The following is an 18,169-nucleotide window of genomic DNA, read 5'->3' on the forward strand; positions in this document are numbered from 1 at the left end:
TCGGTGCATATCTGTCATGCCGCACCTGCTCACGGCAATGCGCCCCGTCACAGCCTTAAGGCCGGACGGGCCGGGCGCGCAAGCCTGGCATCGGTTGCAGACCGGCGGCGTTCGCAGGCGCGATAGGGGGTGGTGCTTCAGTCCCGCCGTGCCAGGGTGGCCAGCCGTTCCTTCACCTGCGGCCATTCGGCGGCGATGACGGAGAAATAGACGCTGTCGCGCAGGCGGGCGGCAAGGGCCTCGCCCTCCGGCCCCACGCGGGCCGGCACCACGACGTGGTTTCGGAAGATGCCTTCCTGCGTGGCGCCGATGCGGGCGATGGCGGCGCGGGACTGCTGGTTCAGCGCGTCGGTCTTCAACTCCACCCGGTGGGCGCCCAGCACCTCGAAGGCGTGGGTCAGCAGCAGGCGCTTGGCATCGGTGTTGGCGCCGGTGCGCTGGTGCGACCGCGCCACCCAGGTCCAGCCAATCTCCACCCGCCGGTTGGCGCGGTCGATGTTGCCATAGCGCGTGCTGCCGATGACCTGGCCGCTGGCCCGGTCCACGATGGCGAAGGGCAGGCTGACATGCCGGTCCCGCTCCTCCAGCGCCGTGTGGACATAGGCCCGCATCTCATCGGGCGTCGTCAGCTGCGTCGGTACCCAGCGCCACAACACCGGGTCCAGCCCCACCGCGATCAGCCCCGGCAGATGGTCTTGGCTCAACGGCTCCAACCGCACCACGGCCCCCGTCAGGGTGACGGCGCTGACGGTCATGGGGCGGGTGTCGATCTCGGCCATGGGGCTCTCCGTGGACAGGGGCTCCTGGTTCGATACGAGCGGCGGGCGGTCGGGGCAAGGGCGGGATTGTCTGGGGGACAAGGTTTGGCGTGGGGAGCAGTGCCCGCCTGGGTTCCGAATGTAGGTTATGGACAGAGAACTACTGAGCCTTAAGGGCGCGCTGCACTATTCAAAAGCAGTGGCGAGGATGGCCACCCGATCTGGGCCGCTAGGTTCATCCAGGAAGTGTTTGATTTCAAATTGCGATATCAATTGTAATGCCACTGACTTCGTGGTCATTGTTGGAAACGATGTTGGCCGAGCGGCTGAGCTATGATGAGAGTGTGCGGGAAGATGAGCATTTGGCAACCTATAGCCGATCCAAGTGCTGGGTTTATATTTAGATTAAGTGATTCTCTGAGAATTTTAGAAAATAACAATACCGGGCTTCTGGCTTCTGTTGCCAATGGAAGTTTGTTCGTTGCAAGTGACTATTCCGGCCAACATAAGGGAGCAACGCATGAGTCTTATTCATTTTTAATAACGACTGACCAGGCTCTAGGAGGGTGGCTACCGTCATTGAGGGATTTTCGCCAACGTTGGCTGCCGGATGATCGACGGATTTCGTTTAAAAAACTAAATGAGCCTGTCCGCTGGAGGGCATTGCCGGCCTTTCTTGAAACGGTAAGCGAGTTAAGTGGAAATCTTGTCACTATAATGATTGATCGGAATGTGGGTAGTTTTATGCACGGCGGGCCGGACGCGACGATTGCAGCTTTCCCCGATTGTTTTCCGTTGCAGGCTAATCGCGGTACGGTGGAAAAAATGCTTCGCTTGGCTAGTCTTTTGGCTCTGATTTTGTCTGGTTTTCGAAATGAGGATCAGGATTCTATTTTGATAAGTGATCATGATGAAGCTTTAGACAGTCATGATAAACGCGAGTGTTTTGCTCGTTTGGCGACATATATTACATATGGACTCACTCGATGGCAGAAACCTGCCGGTCATTATTTTAGTACTACTGAGTTACCGTTTGTGCCTGCGTGGTCAGAAGATGTTGCTGCTGTGCCGGATCTGGTGGCTGGAGCTTACTGTCACATGAGTGGACACTTGCCAGCCTTCTTGGGGCGAGAAGTTTGGCAGTTAAAGGTTGCATCTCGGGGTTACGGGAACAAGCGGGCGCATGCAATTTGCGAGTGGCTGGCTAGTAGCAGGGGGGCTTTGAGACACGTGTTGTTGCGATTAGAGCAAGACGCGATGGGGGAAGTGAGGGCTTCCGCTCAAGCATTTCGGCCTCGCCAAAATTCGCTCTAATGAGAGATAATCCTATATGGGTTTTTCAGAGGGGTTTAATAAGTAAATAGTTCATAGAATACCAGGTTCATATTTAAGTTCGTGTATTGGTAAATTTCATGAAAGTTTATTTAATTTTATGATCTAAATTGGGATTATGACGGCGATAAATTTCTTTCCAAAATACTCGCCTGAGATGTGCAGGGATTGGCCTATTGCTTTAAATATCATGGGTGGATATTTATAATAAACATTTGTTCTAAATTCTGACGGATATTTTCCCTGCTCGTATACCTCTCCTTCGCGCAGAAGTTCGCTTGGTACTATATGCATAACGTCTCCATCAGATTCATGATGGCGTCGAAAATAAACCCTGCATTTTGGCGAATATCTAACCTCATCACCTATTATAATTTCAACACTCGCTTCAAATGAACTTCCTTGGTCATTGTCAATCTTTCTTTCTTTTATTAATTGCGCCATAAAATTGCGATAGGCGCGGGTGTTCTGCATAATTTCCTCCGTCTATAGTTTATAGGTGGTAATATCCTCACAAAATGCACACTACCTATTGGATATAATGCTTGATTATTTACCATTTTTTGTCAACTACCGAAATGGCCACGCCAGCGGAATCATCGCGAGAACATATGCAGAGATATAAGCCGCCGACGCTTCAGGAGCCCTCGATTCCGAGCATGGAAAATGGGGCGGAACCTCACAGTCCCGCCCCTTCAACCTCACCCCAACCCTCGCGCCTACGTCCCCGCCTCCCGCGCCTTCGCCTCCGCCCGGCGGCGGTGGAGCACCGGTTCGGTGTAGCCGTTGGGCTGGCGCACGCCGTCGAACACCAGGTCGCAGGCGGCCTGGAAGGCGATGCTCTGGGCGTAGTGGGGGGCCATGGGGGTGTAGGCGGGGTCGCCGGCGTTCTGCTGGTCGACCACGGCGGCCATGCGCTCCAGGGTCGCCCGCACCTGGTCCTTGGTGCAGATGCCGTGGTGCAGCCAGTTGGCGATGTGCTGGCTGCTGATGCGCAGGGTGGCGCGGTCTTCCATCAGGCCGATGTTGTTGATGTCCGGCACCTTGGAACAGCCCACGCCCTGGTCCACCCAGCGGACGACATAGCCCAGGATGCCCTGGGCGTTGTTGTCCAGTTCCTGCTGGATTTCATCCTCCGACCAATTGGCGGCGCCATTTACGCCAAGGGGCGCCAGCGGCGGCGTCAGGATATCCTCCAGCTTGGCGCGGCGGTGGCCGGCCAGCACGGCCTGGCGGGCGGCCACGTCCACGGTGTGGTAGTGCAGGGCGTGCAGCGTGGCGGCGGTGGGGGACGGGACCCAGGCGGTGTTGGCGCCGGCCTGGGGGTGGGCGATCTTGGTGGCCAGCATGTCCGCCATCCGGTCGGGCATGGCCCACATGCCCTTGCCGATCTGCGCCCGGCCCTTCAGGCCGCAGGCGAGGCCCGTGTCGACGTTCCAGTCCTCATAGGCCTTGATCCAGGCGGTGCCCTTGATGTCGTTCTTGCGCACCATGGGGCCGGCCTCCATCGAGGTGTGGATCTCGTCGCCGGTGCGGTCCAGGAAGCCGGTGTTGATGAACACCACCCGGTGCTGGGCGGCGCGGATGCATTCCTTGAGGTTGACGGTGGTGCGCCGCTCCTCATCCATGATGCCCATCTTCAGGGTGTTGGGCGGCAGGCCCAGCAGCTGTTCCACCGCGCCGAACAGGCGGTTGGCGAACGCCACCTCCTCCGGCCCGTGCATCTTGGGCTTCACGATATAGACGCTGCCGGCGCGGCTGTTGCGCACGGCCGGGGTGTCGCCCACGCCGTCGCGCCGCAGGTCGTGCAGGGCGATGGTGCCGGTCATGACGGCGTCCAGGATGCCCTCGGGGATGTTGCTCCCGTCGGCCAGCAGCACGGCGTCCGAGGTCATCAGGTGGCCGACGTTGCGCACCAGCATCAGGCTGCGGCCCGGCAGGGTCAGGGTCTTGCCGCCCGGGGCGGTGTAGACGCGGTCCGGGTTCAGGTGGCGGTCCACCGTCTGGCCGCCCTTCTCGAACTGGGCCACCAGGGTGCCATTCATCAGGCCCAGCCAGTTGCGGTAGGCCAGCACCTTGTCGGCGGCGTCCACCGCCGCCACCGAATCCTCGCAATCCATGATGGCGGTGATGGCGGATTCCAGGACGATGTCGGCCACGTGGGCCTTGTCCTCGCGCCCGATGCGGTGGGTGGCGTCGATATGGATCTCGGCATACAGGCCGTGGCGGCACAGCAGGATCACCGTGGGGGCGGCGGCGTCGCCCTGCCAGCCGCCCAGGCGGCTGGGGTCGGCCAGGCCGGTGGTCCGTTCGCCCTGGGCCCCACCCTCCAGCGCCACCGCCAGGGCGCCGTCCACGATGGCATAGCCGGTGGCGTCGCGGTGCGAGCCGTCGGCCAGGGGGAAGGACTGGTCCAGGAAGGTGCGGCCGAAGGCGATGACCTTGGCGCCGCGGATGGGGTTGTAGCCGCGGCCCCGCTCCGCCCCGTCATCCTCGGGCAGGGCGTCGGTGCCGTAGAGGGCGTCGTACAGGCTGCCCCAGCGGGCGTTGGCGGCGTTCAGGGCATAGCGGGCGTTCATCACCGGCACCACCAGCTGCGGGCCGGCGATGGTGGCGATCTCCGCATCCACGTTGGCGGTGCTGACGCTGAAGTCCGGCCCCTCGGGCTGGATGTAGCCGATGGCGGAGAGGAAGGCGCGGTAGGCCGCACCATCGAAGGGCCGGCCCTTCTGGCCGCGGTGCCAGTCGTCGATCTGCTGTTGGATGGCGTCGCGCTTGGCCAGCAGGTCGCGGTTCAGCGGCGTCAGTTCATGCGCCAGCACATCCACGCCCTGCCAGAAGGCCTCCACCGACAATCCGGTGCCGGGCAGGACCTCGTTCTCGACAAAGTCGAACAGTTCCTGCGCCACCTGAAGATGCCCGGCCGTAACCCGTGCCGTCATGGTCCTCTCCCCTGATTTCTATCGCTCATGCGTGGCCTTGGGCAGGCCATCGCGGATTTATGACGCACTGTTTTTCGACGCCCGATATGGGTAGGCGGCGGCGGGGTCGCCGTCAACGGTGCGGAAGGCTCCCTGGGACATAGGTCCGTCAGCGCGTGGCCCTGTCGACCAGATAGACCAGATGGCGATAGGGCACGCCGGCATGGTCGGCCAGGCCGATCTCACAGGTGCGGTTGCTGGAATACCCCGCCTCGCACCCCGCCGGCACCTGGGGCGCCAGGAAGCGCAGGGCGTGGTCGTTCAGCTCCGGCTCGACGAAGCCCTTGTCACCGGCGAAGCCGCAGCAGCCCACCCGCTCTGGCACCACCACGGTGGTGGCGCAGGCCCGGGCCACCGTGGCCGCCTGCGGGTCGATGCCCATCTTGCGGGCGGCACAGTTCAGGTGCAGCAGCACCGGCGCCGCCTGGGGCGTGGGCGTCAGGCGGGGCAGGGCGTCCTGCGCCAGGAACTCCACCAGATCCTTCACCGGCAGGCGGCCGGCCAGCCAGGTCTTCAGGCGCTGGGTGCAGGCGCTGGCGTCCATGACGATGGGGATGCGGCCATTGTCGCTGGCGGCCTTCAGCGCCGCCTCCATCTCCGCCGACTTGGCGTCCGCCGCCGCCGCCATGCCCTCGGACTCGAAGGCCAGACCGCAGCACAGGTTGGGCAGGTTGTCGGGCACGATGGCGCGGAAGCCCGCGCGCGCCAGCACGCGCAGGGTGACGGCGGGCAGGGGATCGGCCTCCCCATCCTCCACCGCCGGGCCGAAGGTGCGGCCGGCGCAGGCGGCCAGGTACACCACGGGCTCCCCGGTGGCGCTGACCGGGGGCAGGTCCTTCAGCCAGGCCATGCTGGCCCCCTCCGGCAGGTTGGGGCCGGCGTGGGGCAGGCGGTCACCCGACAGCGTGCGGGCGTAGGCGGCCAGGCTGGCCACCTTCCTCGGGCCGATGGCCTGGGCGGCGAAGGCTGCCAGGCTCAGGGCGCCGCGCGTGGCGGCCAGCACGGTGCCGTAGTGGCGGGCCATCAGGGCGGCCACGGTGCGCGCCCTCGGCCCGTGGCGCCGGCCGCGCAGGGCCTTGGTCAGCTGTCCGGTCTCGATGCCCACGGGGCAGGCGGTGGCGCACAGGCCGCAGGCCGCACAGGTGTCGATGGCGTGGTAATCGTAGAGCTCCCGCAGCTCCGTCGCCGGGTCCCGTCCTGCATCCCCTAGGGCGGTCAGGCGCGCGATCTCCCGCAGGCCGGTGATGCGCTGGCGGGGGCTGAGCGTCATGCCGTGCGAGGGGCACATCTTCTCGCAGAAGCCGCACTCCATGCAGGTGTCGACCAGGGTGTGCGCCGGGGGGAGGGGTTTCAGGTTCTCCAGGTGCAGGCGCGGGTTGGTGTTCAGCAGCACGCCGGGGTTCAGCAGGTTGGCCGGGTCCAGCAGGCGTTTGATCTCCCACATCAGCGCCGTGGCCGCCTTGCCCCATTCCAGCTCGACGAAGGGGGCCATGTTGCGGCCGGTGCCGTGCTCCGCCTTCAGCGAGCCATCGTACTTTTCCACCACGATGTGGACCATCTCGTCCATGAAGCGGGCGTGGCGCTCGATCTCCGCCTCGGTGCTGAAATCCTGGGCGAAGACGAAGTGCAGGTTGCCGGCCAGGGCGTGGCCCATGAGGATGGCGTCGGGATAGCCGTGCTTGTCGAACAGCGCCCGCATGTCGTGGCAGGCGTCGGCCAGGTCCTCGATGCGGAAGGCCACGTCCTCGATGATGACGCTGGTGCCGGTCTGGCGCATGGCGCCGATGGTGGGGATCAGCCCTTTGCGGATCTTCCACAGCTTGGTGTACTCGGCCGCGTCGGTGGTGAAGGCCGGGGGCCGCAGCAGGGTGACCCCGGCCAGCAGCCCCTCGATGGCGGCGATGTTCTGGCGCAAGGCCTCCGGGCTGACGGCGCGGGTCTCCACCAGCAGGGAGGCCACGTCCTCCCCCATGCTGTCGATCTCGGGCGGCAATCCGGGCTGGCCCTTGGCGCTGCGCAGGCTGGCGCGGTCCATCAGCTCCACCGCCGCCACCGGCCCGCCGTTCAGCAGGCAGGCGGCGCGCCCGGCCTCCACGATGTCGGGGAACAGCAGCAGGGCGCTGGCCTTGTCCGCCAGTTCCGGCACGGTGCGGTAGGTTACCTCCGCGATGAAGCCCAGCGTGCCTTCCGACCCGATCAGCAGATGGGCCAGGATGTCCACCGGGTCTTGATAGTCGACCAGGGCGTTCAGGCTGTAGCCGGTGGTGTTCTTGATGGCGAACTTGCGCCGGATGCGGTTGGCCAGCGCCTCATCGTCCCGCACCCGCCGGCCCATGGCGTCCAACTGGGCCAGCAGGTCGGCATGGCTGACGCGGAAGGCGGCCACGCTGGCGGCGTCGCCGGTATCGACCAGGGTGCCGTCCGCCAGCATGAAGCGCAGCGACAGCATGGTCTTGTAGGTGTTCTCGTGCGTGCCGCAGCACATGCCCGACGAGTTGTTGGCGGCGATGCCGCCGATCTTGCAGCTCTCGATAGAGGCCGGGTCCGGCCCGATCTTGCGGCCATAGGGCGCCAGGCGGCGGTTGACCTCCGCCCCGATGATGCCGGGCTGCACCTTGATGACGCTGCCGTCGTCATTGATGACGGAGCGGTGCCAGCCGTCGCCCAGCACCATCAGCAGGCTGTCGGTGATGGCCTGGCCGGAGAGGGAGGTGCCGGCGGCGCGGAAGGTAACGGGCGTGTTGTGCCGGCGGCAGGCGGCCAGCACCTGGCTCACCTCCGCCTCGCCGTCCACCCGCACCACCAGCTTGGGGGTTAGGCGGTAGAAGCTGGCGTCCGTGCCATAGGCCAGGCGGCGCAGCGGGTCGGTGATCAGGCGATCCGCCGGCACCACGCCGGCCAGCTCGGCGCGCAGGGCGTCGTAATCGCGGATGGGCGCGGCGTTCAGCGTGGTGTCCAGCATGGCCGCTCACTCCCCCTTCTTGATCAGCAGGATGATCAGTTCCTTGGGCCCATGGACGCCATAGGCCAGCGTCTGCTCGATATCGGATGTCTTGGACGGGCCGGAAATCAACAGGGCATTGGTGGGCATGCCCGCCGCCCAGCCCTGGTCCCGCACCACCGCCGCCAGCGTGTCGTGCAGCGCGTCCTCCTCCAGCACGGCGATGTGCAGGGGTGGCAGCAGCGACAACAGGCGCGGCTCCTCCGCCGTGGGCCACAGGATCAGGGTGCCCGTCTCGGCGATGGCGCCGCGCGTGCCGGTCAGGCCGGCGTCCACCTGGTGCACCAGCGTGTCCTTGAGGTCCTCCACCGCGCGGTCATAGGGCACCAGGGTGGGCAGCGCCACGCCCTGGGCCGCCGCGCGCAGCAGGGTATCGCCGCGCGGCGTGCCGGGGGCGACCATCAGGCGGCCCACACCCCGGTTGTTCAGCAGGGTGGCCAGCCGTTCCGGCCAGGTCTCGGCCGTCACGTCGTGGATCTCGGCGTGGTTGGCTTCCGCCATCTGGCGGAAGCGGGCCAGCTTGTCGGCGTAGGTGGGGGGCGTCCAGGGCGGCAGGTCGGGGCCGGGCCGGGCGGGGGCGGCCTTCAGCCGGCCCAGAATGTTGGCGCGCGCGCTCATTTCGGCACCTCGTCCAATTCCAAGCGATTGGGGTAACCGCGCTCGCGCGCCAGATCATGCAGGGTGCGGGGCTTGAAGCGGGGCTTGGTCCGCGCCGTGGTCCAGTCGCGCATCAGCGGGGCGCCGGCCGGCACCCAGTTGCCGCCCCAGGCCAGGGCGCGGGTGACCATGCGGTACAGCAGCGGCCGGGTGTAGACCAGGCGCCAGCCGGCCCAGACCAGGGCCTCATTCCACGACCGCTCCGCTCCGCCGTCCTTGACCACGGGAAGGTGGGTGGCCGGCGTCTCGGTCGGCCGCACCGCCTCGCGGCGCAGGCGCACCAGCAGGTCGGGGATGGGGATCTTGACCGGGCAGACCTCGGCGCAGGCGTTGCACAGGGTGGAGGCGTGCGGCTGGTCGCCGGCGGCGTCCAGGCCCTGCAACTGCGGCGTCAGGATCTTGCCGATGGGGCCAGGGTAGATGGCGTTGTAGGTATGGCCGCCCACGCGGGTGTAGACGGGGCAGTGGTTCATGCAGGCGGCGCAGCGGATGCAGCGCAGCGTGTCCGCCAGCTCCACATCCTGGTAGACGCGGCTGCGCCCCGCATCCAGCAGCACCAGGTGCACGGCGGTGGGCCCGTCCTTCTCCCCCGCCTTGCCCATTTCCCCTTTCTTCCGGGGGCCGCTGATCATGTTGACATAGGTGGTGATGGGCTGCCCGGTGGCGGAGCGGGGCAGCAGGGCCAGCAGGGGCGGGATGTCGTCCAGGAGCTCCACCACCTTCTCGATGCCGGTCACGGCGATGTGCAGGGGTGGCATGGTGGTGGACAGGCGGCCGTTGCCCTCGTTCTCGATCAGCACCAGGGTGCCCGTCTCCGCCACCGCGAAATTGACGCCGGAGATGCCGGCGTCGGCCTGGGCGAAGCGCTCGCGCAGGACGCGGCGGGCGGCGGCCGTCAGCTCATCCACGTCGCCGGTGCGTTCCAGGCCCGGGATCTTCTCCGCGAACAGGTCCGAAATCTCATCCTTGTTCTTGTGGATGCAGGGCATGACGATGTGGGACGGCGTCTCCCCCGCCAGCTGGATGATGTATTCGCCCAGGTCGGATTCCACCGCCTCGATGCCGTGCCGCTCCAGGTGGGCGTTCAGGTGCATCTCCTCCGACACCATGGACTTGCCCTTGATGACGGTGCGGGCGCCGGCCCGTTGCAGGATGCCCAGGACGATGGCGTTGGCCTCCTCCGTCGTTTCCGCCCAGTGCACTTGGACGCCGTTGGTGGTCAGCCTGGCCTCCAGCCGCTCCAGCAGGTCCGGCAGCTTGGCCAGGGCGCGGGCCTTCACGGCGGCCCCCCGCTCCCGCAGTTCCGCCCAATAGGCGGGGTCGGGGAACTGGGCGGCGCGCTTGGCCATCAGGCCGTCCATGGCCCGGCGGAAGTTGCGACGCAGCTGCGGGTTGTTCAGCGCGTCGGGCGCGCGCTCGGCGAACCGGGGCGCATGCTCGGGGGGATGTCCGCCATCAGCGCCCCCCTTCTCACTGAGCATGACAGCGCTCCATCAGGAATTCGGCGATATGGCGGCAGCGGGTGCCGTCACCCACCTTCTCGGCATGCCCGCCGATGTTCATCAGGCAGCCGCAGTCGCCGGACAGCAGGGTGCCGGCGCCGGTCTCCCGCACGCTGGCCAGCTTGTCCGACACCATGGCGGTGGACACGGCCGTCTGGCGCACGGCGAAGGTGCCGCCGAAGCCGCAGCACTCCCGTTCCCGTTTGTTTTCCACCAGGGTGACGTTGGCCAGTTGGCGCAGCAGGGCCTTGGGCTGGTCCACCACGCCCATCTCGCGCATCGAATGGCAGGAGGGGTGCCAGGTGACGGTCACCGGCTCCCCCTTGTCCTCCAGTTTGACGCCCAGCACGTTGACCAGGAAGGCGGTCAGTTCATGGATGCGGGCGGCGAAAGCGATGGCGCGCGGCTGGTCGGGGTCGCCTTCGAACAGGTGGGGGTAGTGGGTCTTCATCATGCCGGCGCAGGAACCCGAGGGCACCACGATGGGGACGTCGCCGGGGAAGGCGTCCAGCTGCGCCCGCGCCACCTCCCGCGCCTCTTCAAAGTAACCGGAGTTGCGCGCCGGCTGGCCGCAGCAGCTCTGCCCCTCCGGGAACACCACGCGCACGCCGGCGTGGCGCAGCAGGTCCATGCCGGCCAGCCCGGCCTCGGGGTACAGCATGTCCACCAGGCAGGTGCCGAAGAAATAGACCGTGTCCGGCCGGGCCGCCGGGGCGGCGGCGGCGGTATGCATTGCGGCCAGGTTCGTGGTGGTCAAAAGCCCGTCCCTCCCAGGATGCTGCCCCTGGACGCGGCGTTCCCGCCTGTGCGCTGGGGAAATTGTCGGCGGCATATTTTACCAACGGGCAATTTTGGTCAAATCATTTTACCAAGAATGGTTGTCTCGGGCCCGTCCTCCGCATTGTGACGGAAGGCCAAATTATTCAGCGGCTTAATCCCAAGGGCTCTGGCCGGCCTTATCCCCTAGGCGGATCGGCCGAAACGTAACCGGGTTAACCAAGACCTTGGATTAGGGCCTTCTTTTCCGTTTGCACCCGCCCGGCGCGCGGGTTATCCATCATTGTGTCCATGGTACAGTAATTTGACCAAGGAGACACCAACCCGGGCGATACCCGGGGCACCTGCCTGGGGCACCTGCCCGGGACGCTTGAATCAGCGCGCCTGACCGATACCAGCGCGTGGGGAGGAACGACAGGACGCCGGCGGGCACCGGCGGCATCCCCGACCCCGCGCCGCCTTACGCGTTCTGCCTGGTTTCGACATGACAACAAAATAGGGGGGAAGGCCATGCAGCCTTGGGTCCAAGTTTACGACCCGTTTGGGAACATGGTGGTGTCCGCGCTGGTCGCGGTGCTGCCCATCGTTTTCTTTTTCGTGGCGCTGGCCGTGCTGCGGCTGAAGGGCTACGTCGCCGGCACGCTGACCGTGTTGATCGCCCTGATCATCGCCATCGCGGCCTATGGCATGCCGGCGTCCTCGGCCATCGCCGCCGTGGTCTACGGCTTCTTCTACGGCCTGTGGCCCATCGCCTGGATCATCGTGGCGGCCGTCTTCCTCTACAAGATCACGGTGAAGACGGGGCAGTTCGACATCATCCGCGCCAGCGTCATCTCCATCACCGAGGATCAACGCCTGCAGATGCTGATGGTGGGCTTCGCCTTCGGCGCCTTCCTGGAGGGCGCGGCCGGCTTCGGCGCGCCGGTGGCCATCACCGCCGCCATCCTGGCGGGCCTGGGCTTCAACCCCCTTTACGCCGCCGGCCTCTGCCTCATCGCCAACACCGCGCCCGTGGCCTTCGGCGCCATGGGCACGCCCATCATCGTCGGTGCCCAGGTCTCGGGCCTGGACGTCTACAAGGTGGCGGCCATGACCGGGCGGCAACTGCCGGCCCTGTCGGTGTTCGTGCCATTCTGGCTGGTCTTCATCATGGACGGGGCCAAGGGCGTGCAGGAGACGTGGCCCGCTATCCTGGTGACGGGGGTCAGCTTCGCCGTCAGCCAGTACTTCACCTCCAACTACATCGGGGCCGAGCTGCCGGACATCATCTCCGCCCTCATCAGCCTGCTGTGCCTGACGGTGTTCCTGAAGTTCTGGAAGCCCAAGAGCATCTTCCGCTTCAAGGACCAGCCGTTGGCGGCGGAGCGGGAGGCCCGGGCCTACACCGGCGGCCAGGTGCTGAAGGCGTGGTCGCCCTTCCTCATCCTCACCGTCATCGTGACGATCTGGAGCCTGAAGCCCTTCAAGGCCCTGTTCGCCAAGGGCGGCGCCCTGGTGGACACAGTGTTCCTCTTCGACGTGCCCAGCCTGCACAACGCCGTGACCAAGGTGGCCCCCATCGTCAAGGCCGCCACCCCCTACGCCGCGCAGTACAAGCTGGACCTGCTGGCCGCGACCGGCACCGCCATCCTCATCTCCGCCATCCTCAGCATGGTGGTGCTGCGCTATGCCCCGGGCAAGGCGCTGGTCACGTTCGGGGAAACGTTGGCGGAGCTGAAGTGGCCCATGTACACCATCGGCGCCGTCCTGGCCTTCGCCTATATCGCCAACTATTCCGGCCTGTCCTCCACCCTGGCGCTGACCCTGGCGGAGGCGGGCAAGGGTTTCCCCTTCTTCTCGCCCATCCTGGGCTGGCTGGGCGTGTTCCTGACCGGGTCGGACACATCAAGCAACGCCCTGTTCGGCGCGCTGCAGGCCACGACGGCGCAACAGCTGGGCGTCTCCGACCTTCTGCTGGTGGCCGCCAACAGCAGCGGCGGCGTCACCGGCAAGATGATCTCCCCGCAGAGCATCGCGGTGGCCTGCGCCGCCGTGGGCTTGGTGGGCAGCGAGTCCAACCTGCTGCGCTTCACGCTGAAGCACAGCCTCTTCTTCGTCTGCATCGTCGGCGTCATCACCCTGCTGCAGGCCTATGTCTTCACCGGCATGATTCCGCAATAGGGCACCGGCTTTATATGTGACAAGGCCCCGGCCAGCGACCGCCGGGGCCTTCTACATTCGCAAGGAGCTTACAATGACTGAACCGCGACGACTCAGCGTAGGATTTTCAGATCCTGCAAAAAGAAATTCAGTGTGCGGCCGTCGTCTGATTGCTGCAGCGTAACAGGACTGGTGGGGGCCGGGCCTTCGAAGTCCAACTTCAACGTAAGCTTATCTTGCTGCAAAGGAGAGGGTAGAACCGCATTTATGGTGACCGGATGCGTTTCACTGCCATCAATCGTATTGCTATAAATGATGTCGCCATTGGCGAAAATGATGATTTTGCGCGGATAGGCATAGAAACGCCCCGTCATGGAGATGCTGCGGGCTCCTTTAGCGTCTGGTATCTGTAGAACAGTCCCCATGTCCTTGAGCCATCGTCCATCGCTCTCACAAGCATGCCAGGCCTCTTCATTTTGGAAGATTATGCCCTGGCTACAAATAGAGTTGGAGAATATTTTCTTTGTTAGATCGTTTGCCATCTTCTTTCCAAGAAATTGAGCCCCATCCTTGGAAAGATGAGTGGCGTCGTAAAAGATTGCCTTCTTGTCTTCCGTTAAAACGTGACAATAATCGGCGGCTGGGCATATATAGTCAATAATATCGATGAATTTCGTAGGCCAGAAATTCTCAAGCTGCCGATTAATTGCTCGCACAGAAGGCAATTGGTTATAGAGCGCGGATTGTTTTTCGATTCCATCGAAGCTACCAATCTTGTTGACCAAATCGATAGAACTTTCCTTTTGTGTCTTTCTCCCCACTACAAAGATATCAGCTTTGGTCTTTGCTGTTAAAGTGTCGACAGTTTCCTTTAAATATGGAATTTGGAAATCAGACCAAAGGCCAACAACAAAAACAACATTGGCCTCTTGAACGTGAGGATCGTTCTCAAATTCCTCTTGTTTCTTTTCGCATTCTTCACGCAAGGCCGTAGAGCTGGCGGATGGCGGATTGACGGACTCCAGGAAGTGTTTTCTCTCAGCTTTGTTGACGATAAGGGTACCGCATTGCGTGATGATGGGCAGTATCCTGATATTGGCCGCATTTCCCAATCCGGACTCGACCATCATATTCAGAAAGTCAGCAGCCTGAGAGTCGCCAACAATTAGAACGTTCGGCCGGGATGAGTTGAACTGGGTTCTGGAATAGAGTCCATTATGGGAGAATAAGTAACGATCATATTCCTCTTTCGTTGTCTGATTTAGCGCGCTCAATTTTTCGCTGATGCGCCATTTCCACCCACCGCTGGCCCAGGCATCGGCAGCGATAGGAGTGAAAGCCATAATGCAAAACATGCAGCACAGCACGAACGCATTGGAGTTCTTCGTTGGTTTGGATTTTCTTATGAAAAATCTAATTTCGACAAAGTGATGCAGTAAATAGCCGGAAAGAAGCGAAAAACCAAGAAGCAGAAATTTGCAGAAAAAAGAATCTATGTCGCCATGAACATAGTTTGCAAAAACAATCAGTGGCCAATGCACTAGATATAGTGAATAACTGATTCTGCCTATCCAACGGATGGGGGCATTATCCAGGACACGGCCACTCAGGCCCCCTCCTCGGCTAAAGATAATAAGGGCTGCACCCATCGTAGGGATAAGTGCGTGCAAGCCGGGAAAACTCGTATGTTCTGTATAGAGGAAGATGGAGACGGCAATCAAAAGAAGGCCAACGATACAAGAAAGTGAATGAATAAGGCGAGGCAACTTCGTTTTGAGGACGGCAAGACCTGCGCCGATGGCAAATTCATATATCCTAAATGGGGTGAGAAAGAACGCTGTTACTGGATGGGACGCCATAACGATTGTGCAGGCCAGAAGGCTAAGGATAGCAACCGCGCCAATGATCAGGGCGCGCGCATTTTCGTTGAACTTTGAAATTAAAACCATGAATGCAGGCCAGAGAAGATAGAATTGCTCTTCAACGCCAAGAGACCACATATGAAGAAGTGGTTTCTGTATAGAACTGACATCAAAATAACCAGACTGCAGCCAATAATAAATGTTCGCCAGCCCGGATATGGAATAAATGGCCTCGCCACTCATTTTTGTAAGATAAATTGGAGGAAATATTATGGAAGCCGCAACAAAACTTGTGGCTGTTACGAAAAACGCAGCTGGAAATAATCTGTGCAGCCGGCGAAGATAGAAATTGGCAAAGGTAAACTTTTGCTCATCAATTTCTGAGCTTATATTCCTGGTGATCAAATACCCGGAAATCGTATAAAAAATATCAACGCCGATATATCCTCCAGAAAAGACAGATATTTGCAAATGAAATAAGAGAACGGAAAGAACGGCGATGCCACGTAATCCCTCGATGTCATTTCGGAACGCGGGACTTCTATAAGATAAAGACATGGAAATCTCTTGCCGGAAGGTGGATAGATAATTGGCTGCTATATTGTAATTTTTCTTAGGGGCATTTCTGACTACAAGCTATTGTCGGTCGCAATTTTGCAGGGAGGCACCCTAACAAAAAAAGAAAAAAGTTCCAATAGTCACTGCCGTGGCTCCCCCCGACCTCAGATCAGAAGGGGGGAGACAGATTTTCAGCGCCGACCCGCCGTTGCTCCCTTCATTTAGAATGCCGCTCGATCACGGCCCCCCGCTTGGCCTGTTGTAGATCGGGCGCTCATCCATCACCGTGTCCCGTCCGTAGGCGACGTCGGTGAAGTGCCCGCCGCTCCCCGTCCCGGACTCAGTTTCATATCGCATCACCAGACCGTGGCCTGCCTCGCGGGGGGGCGCCCTGGCGCGGCTGGCCGGCCTGTCGCCGTCCCGCTTCCAGTACTTGTTCACGCGGGAGATGGGCGTGCCCTTCCGCCGCACCTTCGGCGCGCCGCCCTCGGTCAGCCTGTCGCGGGTGCGGACGTAGGGAAGGGGACTTACTTCTCCGCCACGATATCCCCGCCGGCGATGCGGCGCAGCGAGGCCTCCAGCCGGGCGTCGGCGCGGGAGATTTCGACCAGGGCGTCGCGGATGAAATTGATGTGCGCCTCGGCCGCCGCGCGCGCCGCCGCCGGGTCGCCTTTCATGATCGCCTCATAGAGGGCGCGGTGTTGGCTCAGCAGCAGCTGGCGCACGCCGGTGCGCTGGTACAGCTTGGCGCGGTTGAAGAACACGTCCTGGCGCAGCATCTCGGCCAGGGCCCGCATGATGTGCAGGATGACGACGTTGTGCGTGGCCTCATAGACCGCCAGGTGGAATTCCGCGTCGGCGTCCGCCTCTTCCTTCGCCTCGTCATGGCCGTGGGCGGCCTCCATGGCCTCGAACCGGGCCCGGATCTGGGCACGGTCGACATCGGTGGCGCGCAGGGCGGCGTAGTAGGCGGCTGCGCCCTCCACCTCCGTCCTGAACTCCAGGTAATCCAAGGTGGTCTCGGGCCGGGCGGCCAGCACGGCGTGCAGCGGCTCGGTGAAGGTGGGGCCCAGCAGGGGGGCGACGAAGGTGGCGCCACCCCGGCCGCTGCGCAGCAGGCCGCGCTGCTCCAGCTTCTCCAATGCCTCGCGCAGCGAAGGGCGGGAGACGTTGAAGCGCACGGCCAGTTCCCGCTCCGGCACCAGCTTCTCGCCGGGGCGCAGGCTGCCTTCCACGATCAGCTGTTCCAGATGCTCGGCGATGGTGTCGGCCAGCTTGGCCGGCCGGATGCTGTCCTTCATGGGGTCCCGTCAGCGTTTCCTCTGCCCCACCGTTCCCGGTCGCCCGCTTGTGACGGCGGCGCGGTGGCGCGGTCAAAATAATTGACCAGCAGCACCTTGGGGCGCAACGGAAATGACGGTTGGGGGCCTCAGCGCAGCAGGCTGAAGTCCACCGGCAGGGTCCAGTCCAGGGGCTTGTCGTCCGGGGCCGGGGGCAACGGGTCGGCCCGCCGCACCGTGGCCACCGCCTCCTCATCCAGCAGGGCGGAACCGGAGCTGCGCCCCAGCGTCACGCTCAGCACGTGGCCTGTCCGGTCGAGGGTGAAGTGCACCAAGGCGGTGCCCACCTGGTGACGCTGCCGCGCCTGCGCGGGATAGCGCAGATAGCGGTAGAGGTGCGCCATCAGCCGGCCCTCATAGCTGTCCGGGCCTTTGCTGGCCGGTGCCGGCGGGGCGGGCGGGGCCTCCGGCGCCGGGGTGGCCGTCTGCACCGCTGTGCTGGGCGGCGGCGGCTCAGGTTGCGGCGTCGCAACCGGGGCGGCCTGTGGCGGCACCGGCGGCGGCGGGGGCAGGGGGATGGGCTTCACCGCCACCGGCTTGGGCGGCGGGGGCTTGGGCGTGGGTTGGGGCGTGGGTTTGGGCGGCTCCGGCTTCGGGGGCTCGGGCTTGGGCGGTGCGGGTGGCGGTGGCGCCGGGGGCGGCGGCAGGTCGATCTGCAGCGGCGGTGGAGGAGGCGGCGGCTCCAGGGTGGAGCGCGCCATCAGCCAGGGCAGGGCCAGGGCATGGGCGGCCAGCACCAAGGCCAAGCTGCCGCCCCAGACCAAGCGTCCGCGCCTGTCCTCGCCAGGAAGGTCGCCGCCGTTCTTGTTCATCGATGCCATCGCCATGGCGTCACGGGGCCCCGCCGCCATCCAGCCCCACCAGCGAGACCTTCAGGTAGCCAGCGCTACGCAGGCTGTTCATCACCGCCGTCAGGTCGCCGTAGGAGACGACGCGGTCGGCGCTGAGGGTGATGCGCTGTTCCTTGTCGCCGCCGGCGGCCTGGTCCAGGGCGGCGGCCAAGCCGTCGCGCGCCACGTCGGCGCCGTCGACCGCCAGGGTCAGGTCGGCGCGGATGGTCAGGGTCACCGGCTTTTCCGGGTGCGGCCGGGGCGGCGCGTTGGAGGAGGGCAGGTCCACCGGCACGTCCACGGTGGCCAAGGGGGCCGCCACCATGAAGATGATCAGCAGCACCAGCATCACGTCGATGAAGGGCGTGACGTTGATCTCGTGGGTCTCGGCCAGCTCATCGCCGCCGTGGGAAAGACGGGCAGCCATCCCGG

General features: G+C 63.7%; 13 protein-coding genes. 2 read left to right on the forward strand and 11 right to left on the reverse strand.

The genetic code is table 11. The annotated features are described in order from the left end of the window. Window positions 1–137: 137 nt before the first annotated feature. Window positions 138–779 (reverse strand): GNAT family N-acetyltransferase, encoded by a 642-nt coding sequence (locus tag FBZ89_RS02420; RefSeq protein WP_246171993.1) that lies wholly within the window; start codon window positions 777–779, stop codon window positions 138–140. Between the two features lie 333 nt (window positions 780–1,112). Here FBZ89_RS02420 and FBZ89_RS02425 point away from each other — a divergent pair, with 333 nt between their 5' ends. Next, entirely contained in the window at window positions 1,113–2,072 is a 960-nt protein-coding gene (locus tag FBZ89_RS02425) for a hypothetical protein (protein ID WP_145748417.1), read from the forward strand. A gap of 123 nt (window positions 2,073–2,195) precedes the next feature. Here the strand turns inward: FBZ89_RS02425 and FBZ89_RS02430 are convergent, their stop codons facing one another. The 6 genes from FBZ89_RS02430 to FBZ89_RS02455 all read right to left on the reverse strand — a co-directional run bounded on the left by FBZ89_RS02430 (window position 2,196) and on the right by FBZ89_RS02455 (window position 10,964). Beyond that, complete coding sequence (locus FBZ89_RS02430; protein ID WP_145748418.1) at window positions 2,196–2,564, reverse strand: hypothetical protein; 369 nt, start codon at window positions 2,562–2,564, stop codon at window positions 2,196–2,198. A gap of 245 nt (window positions 2,565–2,809) precedes the next feature. Next, complete coding sequence (locus FBZ89_RS02435; RefSeq protein ID WP_145748419.1) at window positions 2,810–5,032, reverse strand: malate synthase G; 2,223 nt, start codon at window positions 5,030–5,032, stop codon at window positions 2,810–2,812. Window positions 5,033–5,180: 148 nt separating this feature from the next. After that, a complete protein-coding gene (locus FBZ89_RS02440) occupies window positions 5,181–8,033 on the reverse strand; it encodes an FAD-binding and (Fe-S)-binding domain-containing protein (protein ID WP_145748420.1) in 2,853 nt (950 codons plus the stop codon). 6 nt (window positions 8,034–8,039) lie between these two features. Next, entirely contained in the window at window positions 8,040–8,690 is a 651-nt protein-coding gene (locus FBZ89_RS02445) for a LutC/YkgG family protein (RefSeq protein ID WP_145748421.1), read from the reverse strand. Continuing rightward, the gene (locus FBZ89_RS02450; RefSeq protein ID WP_145748422.1) at window positions 8,687–10,210 is read right to left on the reverse strand and encodes a LutB/LldF family L-lactate oxidation iron-sulfur protein; all 1,524 of its coding nucleotides are present in this window, start codon (window positions 10,208–10,210) and stop codon (window positions 8,687–8,689) included. The genes FBZ89_RS02445 and FBZ89_RS02450 overlap by 4 nt, the downstream gene beginning before the upstream one ends. Next, window positions 10,200–10,964, reverse strand: coding sequence for a (Fe-S)-binding protein (locus FBZ89_RS02455; protein WP_145748493.1), 765 nt, complete (start codon window positions 10,962–10,964; stop codon window positions 10,200–10,202). Before FBZ89_RS02455 ends, FBZ89_RS02450 begins: the two co-directional genes overlap by 11 nt. 554 nt (window positions 10,965–11,518) lie before the next feature. Between FBZ89_RS02455 and FBZ89_RS02460 the strand changes: the two genes are divergently transcribed. Beyond that, entirely contained in the window at window positions 11,519–13,168 is a 1,650-nt protein-coding gene (locus FBZ89_RS02460) for a lactate permease LctP family transporter (RefSeq protein ID WP_145748423.1), read from the forward strand. Between the two features lie 92 nt (window positions 13,169–13,260). On the opposite strand, the gene FBZ89_RS02465 is transcribed toward FBZ89_RS02460, so the two are convergent. The 4 genes from FBZ89_RS02465 to exbD all read right to left on the reverse strand — a co-directional run bounded on the left by FBZ89_RS02465 (window position 13,261) and on the right by exbD (window position 18,164). After that, on the reverse strand, window positions 13,261–15,567 hold the full coding sequence (locus FBZ89_RS02465; protein ID WP_145748424.1) for an acyltransferase family protein: 2,307 nt from the start codon (window positions 15,565–15,567) through the stop codon (window positions 13,261–13,263). A 527-nt stretch (window positions 15,568–16,094) separates the two neighbouring features. Further along, a complete protein-coding gene (locus tag FBZ89_RS02475; protein ID WP_145748426.1) occupies window positions 16,095–16,868 on the reverse strand; it encodes an FCD domain-containing protein in 774 nt (257 codons plus the stop codon). Between the two features lie 128 nt (window positions 16,869–16,996). Further along, entirely contained in the window at window positions 16,997–17,758 is a 762-nt protein-coding gene (locus FBZ89_RS02480) for an energy transducer TonB (RefSeq protein WP_145748427.1), read from the reverse strand. Beyond that, window positions 17,739–18,164 (reverse strand): TonB system transport protein ExbD, encoded by a 426-nt coding sequence (exbD, locus tag FBZ89_RS02485; protein WP_145748428.1) that lies wholly within the window; start codon window positions 18,162–18,164, stop codon window positions 17,739–17,741. The genes FBZ89_RS02480 and exbD overlap by 20 nt, the downstream gene beginning before the upstream one ends. Between the last annotated feature and the right edge of the window lie 5 nt (window positions 18,165–18,169).

It is taken from the genome of Nitrospirillum amazonense (assembly GCF_007828045.1).
In the GTDB taxonomy this organism is placed as follows: domain Bacteria; phylum Pseudomonadota; class Alphaproteobacteria; order Azospirillales; family Azospirillaceae; genus Nitrospirillum; species Nitrospirillum amazonense_C.

Coding starts and splice junctions, on each gene's coding strand:
- FBZ89_RS02420 (WP_246171993.1), bottom strand. CDS start 779: ATGGCCGAGATCGACACCCGCCCCATGACCGTCAGCGCCGTCACCCTG.
- FBZ89_RS02425 (WP_145748417.1), top strand. CDS start 1,113: ATGAGCATTTGGCAACCTATAGCCGATCCAAGTGCTGGGTTTATATTT.
- FBZ89_RS02430 (WP_145748418.1), bottom strand. CDS start 2,564: ATGCAGAACACCCGCGCCTATCGCAATTTTATGGCGCAATTAATAAAA.
- FBZ89_RS02435 (WP_145748419.1), bottom strand. CDS start 5,032: ATGACGGCACGGGTTACGGCCGGGCATCTTCAGGTGGCGCAGGAACTG.
- FBZ89_RS02440 (WP_145748420.1), bottom strand. CDS start 8,033: ATGCTGGACACCACGCTGAACGCCGCGCCCATCCGCGATTACGACGCC.
- FBZ89_RS02445 (WP_145748421.1), bottom strand. CDS start 8,690: ATGAGCGCGCGCGCCAACATTCTGGGCCGGCTGAAGGCCGCCCCCGCC.
- FBZ89_RS02450 (WP_145748422.1), bottom strand. CDS start 10,210: ATGCTCAGTGAGAAGGGGGGCGCTGATGGCGGACATCCCCCCGAGCAT.
- FBZ89_RS02455 (WP_145748493.1), bottom strand. CDS start 10,964: ATGCATACCGCCGCCGCCGCCCCGGCGGCCCGGCCGGACACGGTCTAT.
- FBZ89_RS02460 (WP_145748423.1), top strand. CDS start 11,519: ATGCAGCCTTGGGTCCAAGTTTACGACCCGTTTGGGAACATGGTGGTG.
- FBZ89_RS02465 (WP_145748424.1), bottom strand. CDS start 15,567: ATGTCTTTATCTTATAGAAGTCCCGCGTTCCGAAATGACATCGAGGGA.
- FBZ89_RS02475 (WP_145748426.1), bottom strand. CDS start 16,868: ATGAAGGACAGCATCCGGCCGGCCAAGCTGGCCGACACCATCGCCGAG.
- FBZ89_RS02480 (WP_145748427.1), bottom strand. CDS start 17,758: ATGGCGGCGGGGCCCCGTGACGCCATGGCGATGGCATCGATGAACAAG.
- exbD (WP_145748428.1), bottom strand. CDS start 18,164: ATGGCTGCCCGTCTTTCCCACGGCGGCGATGAGCTGGCCGAGACCCAC.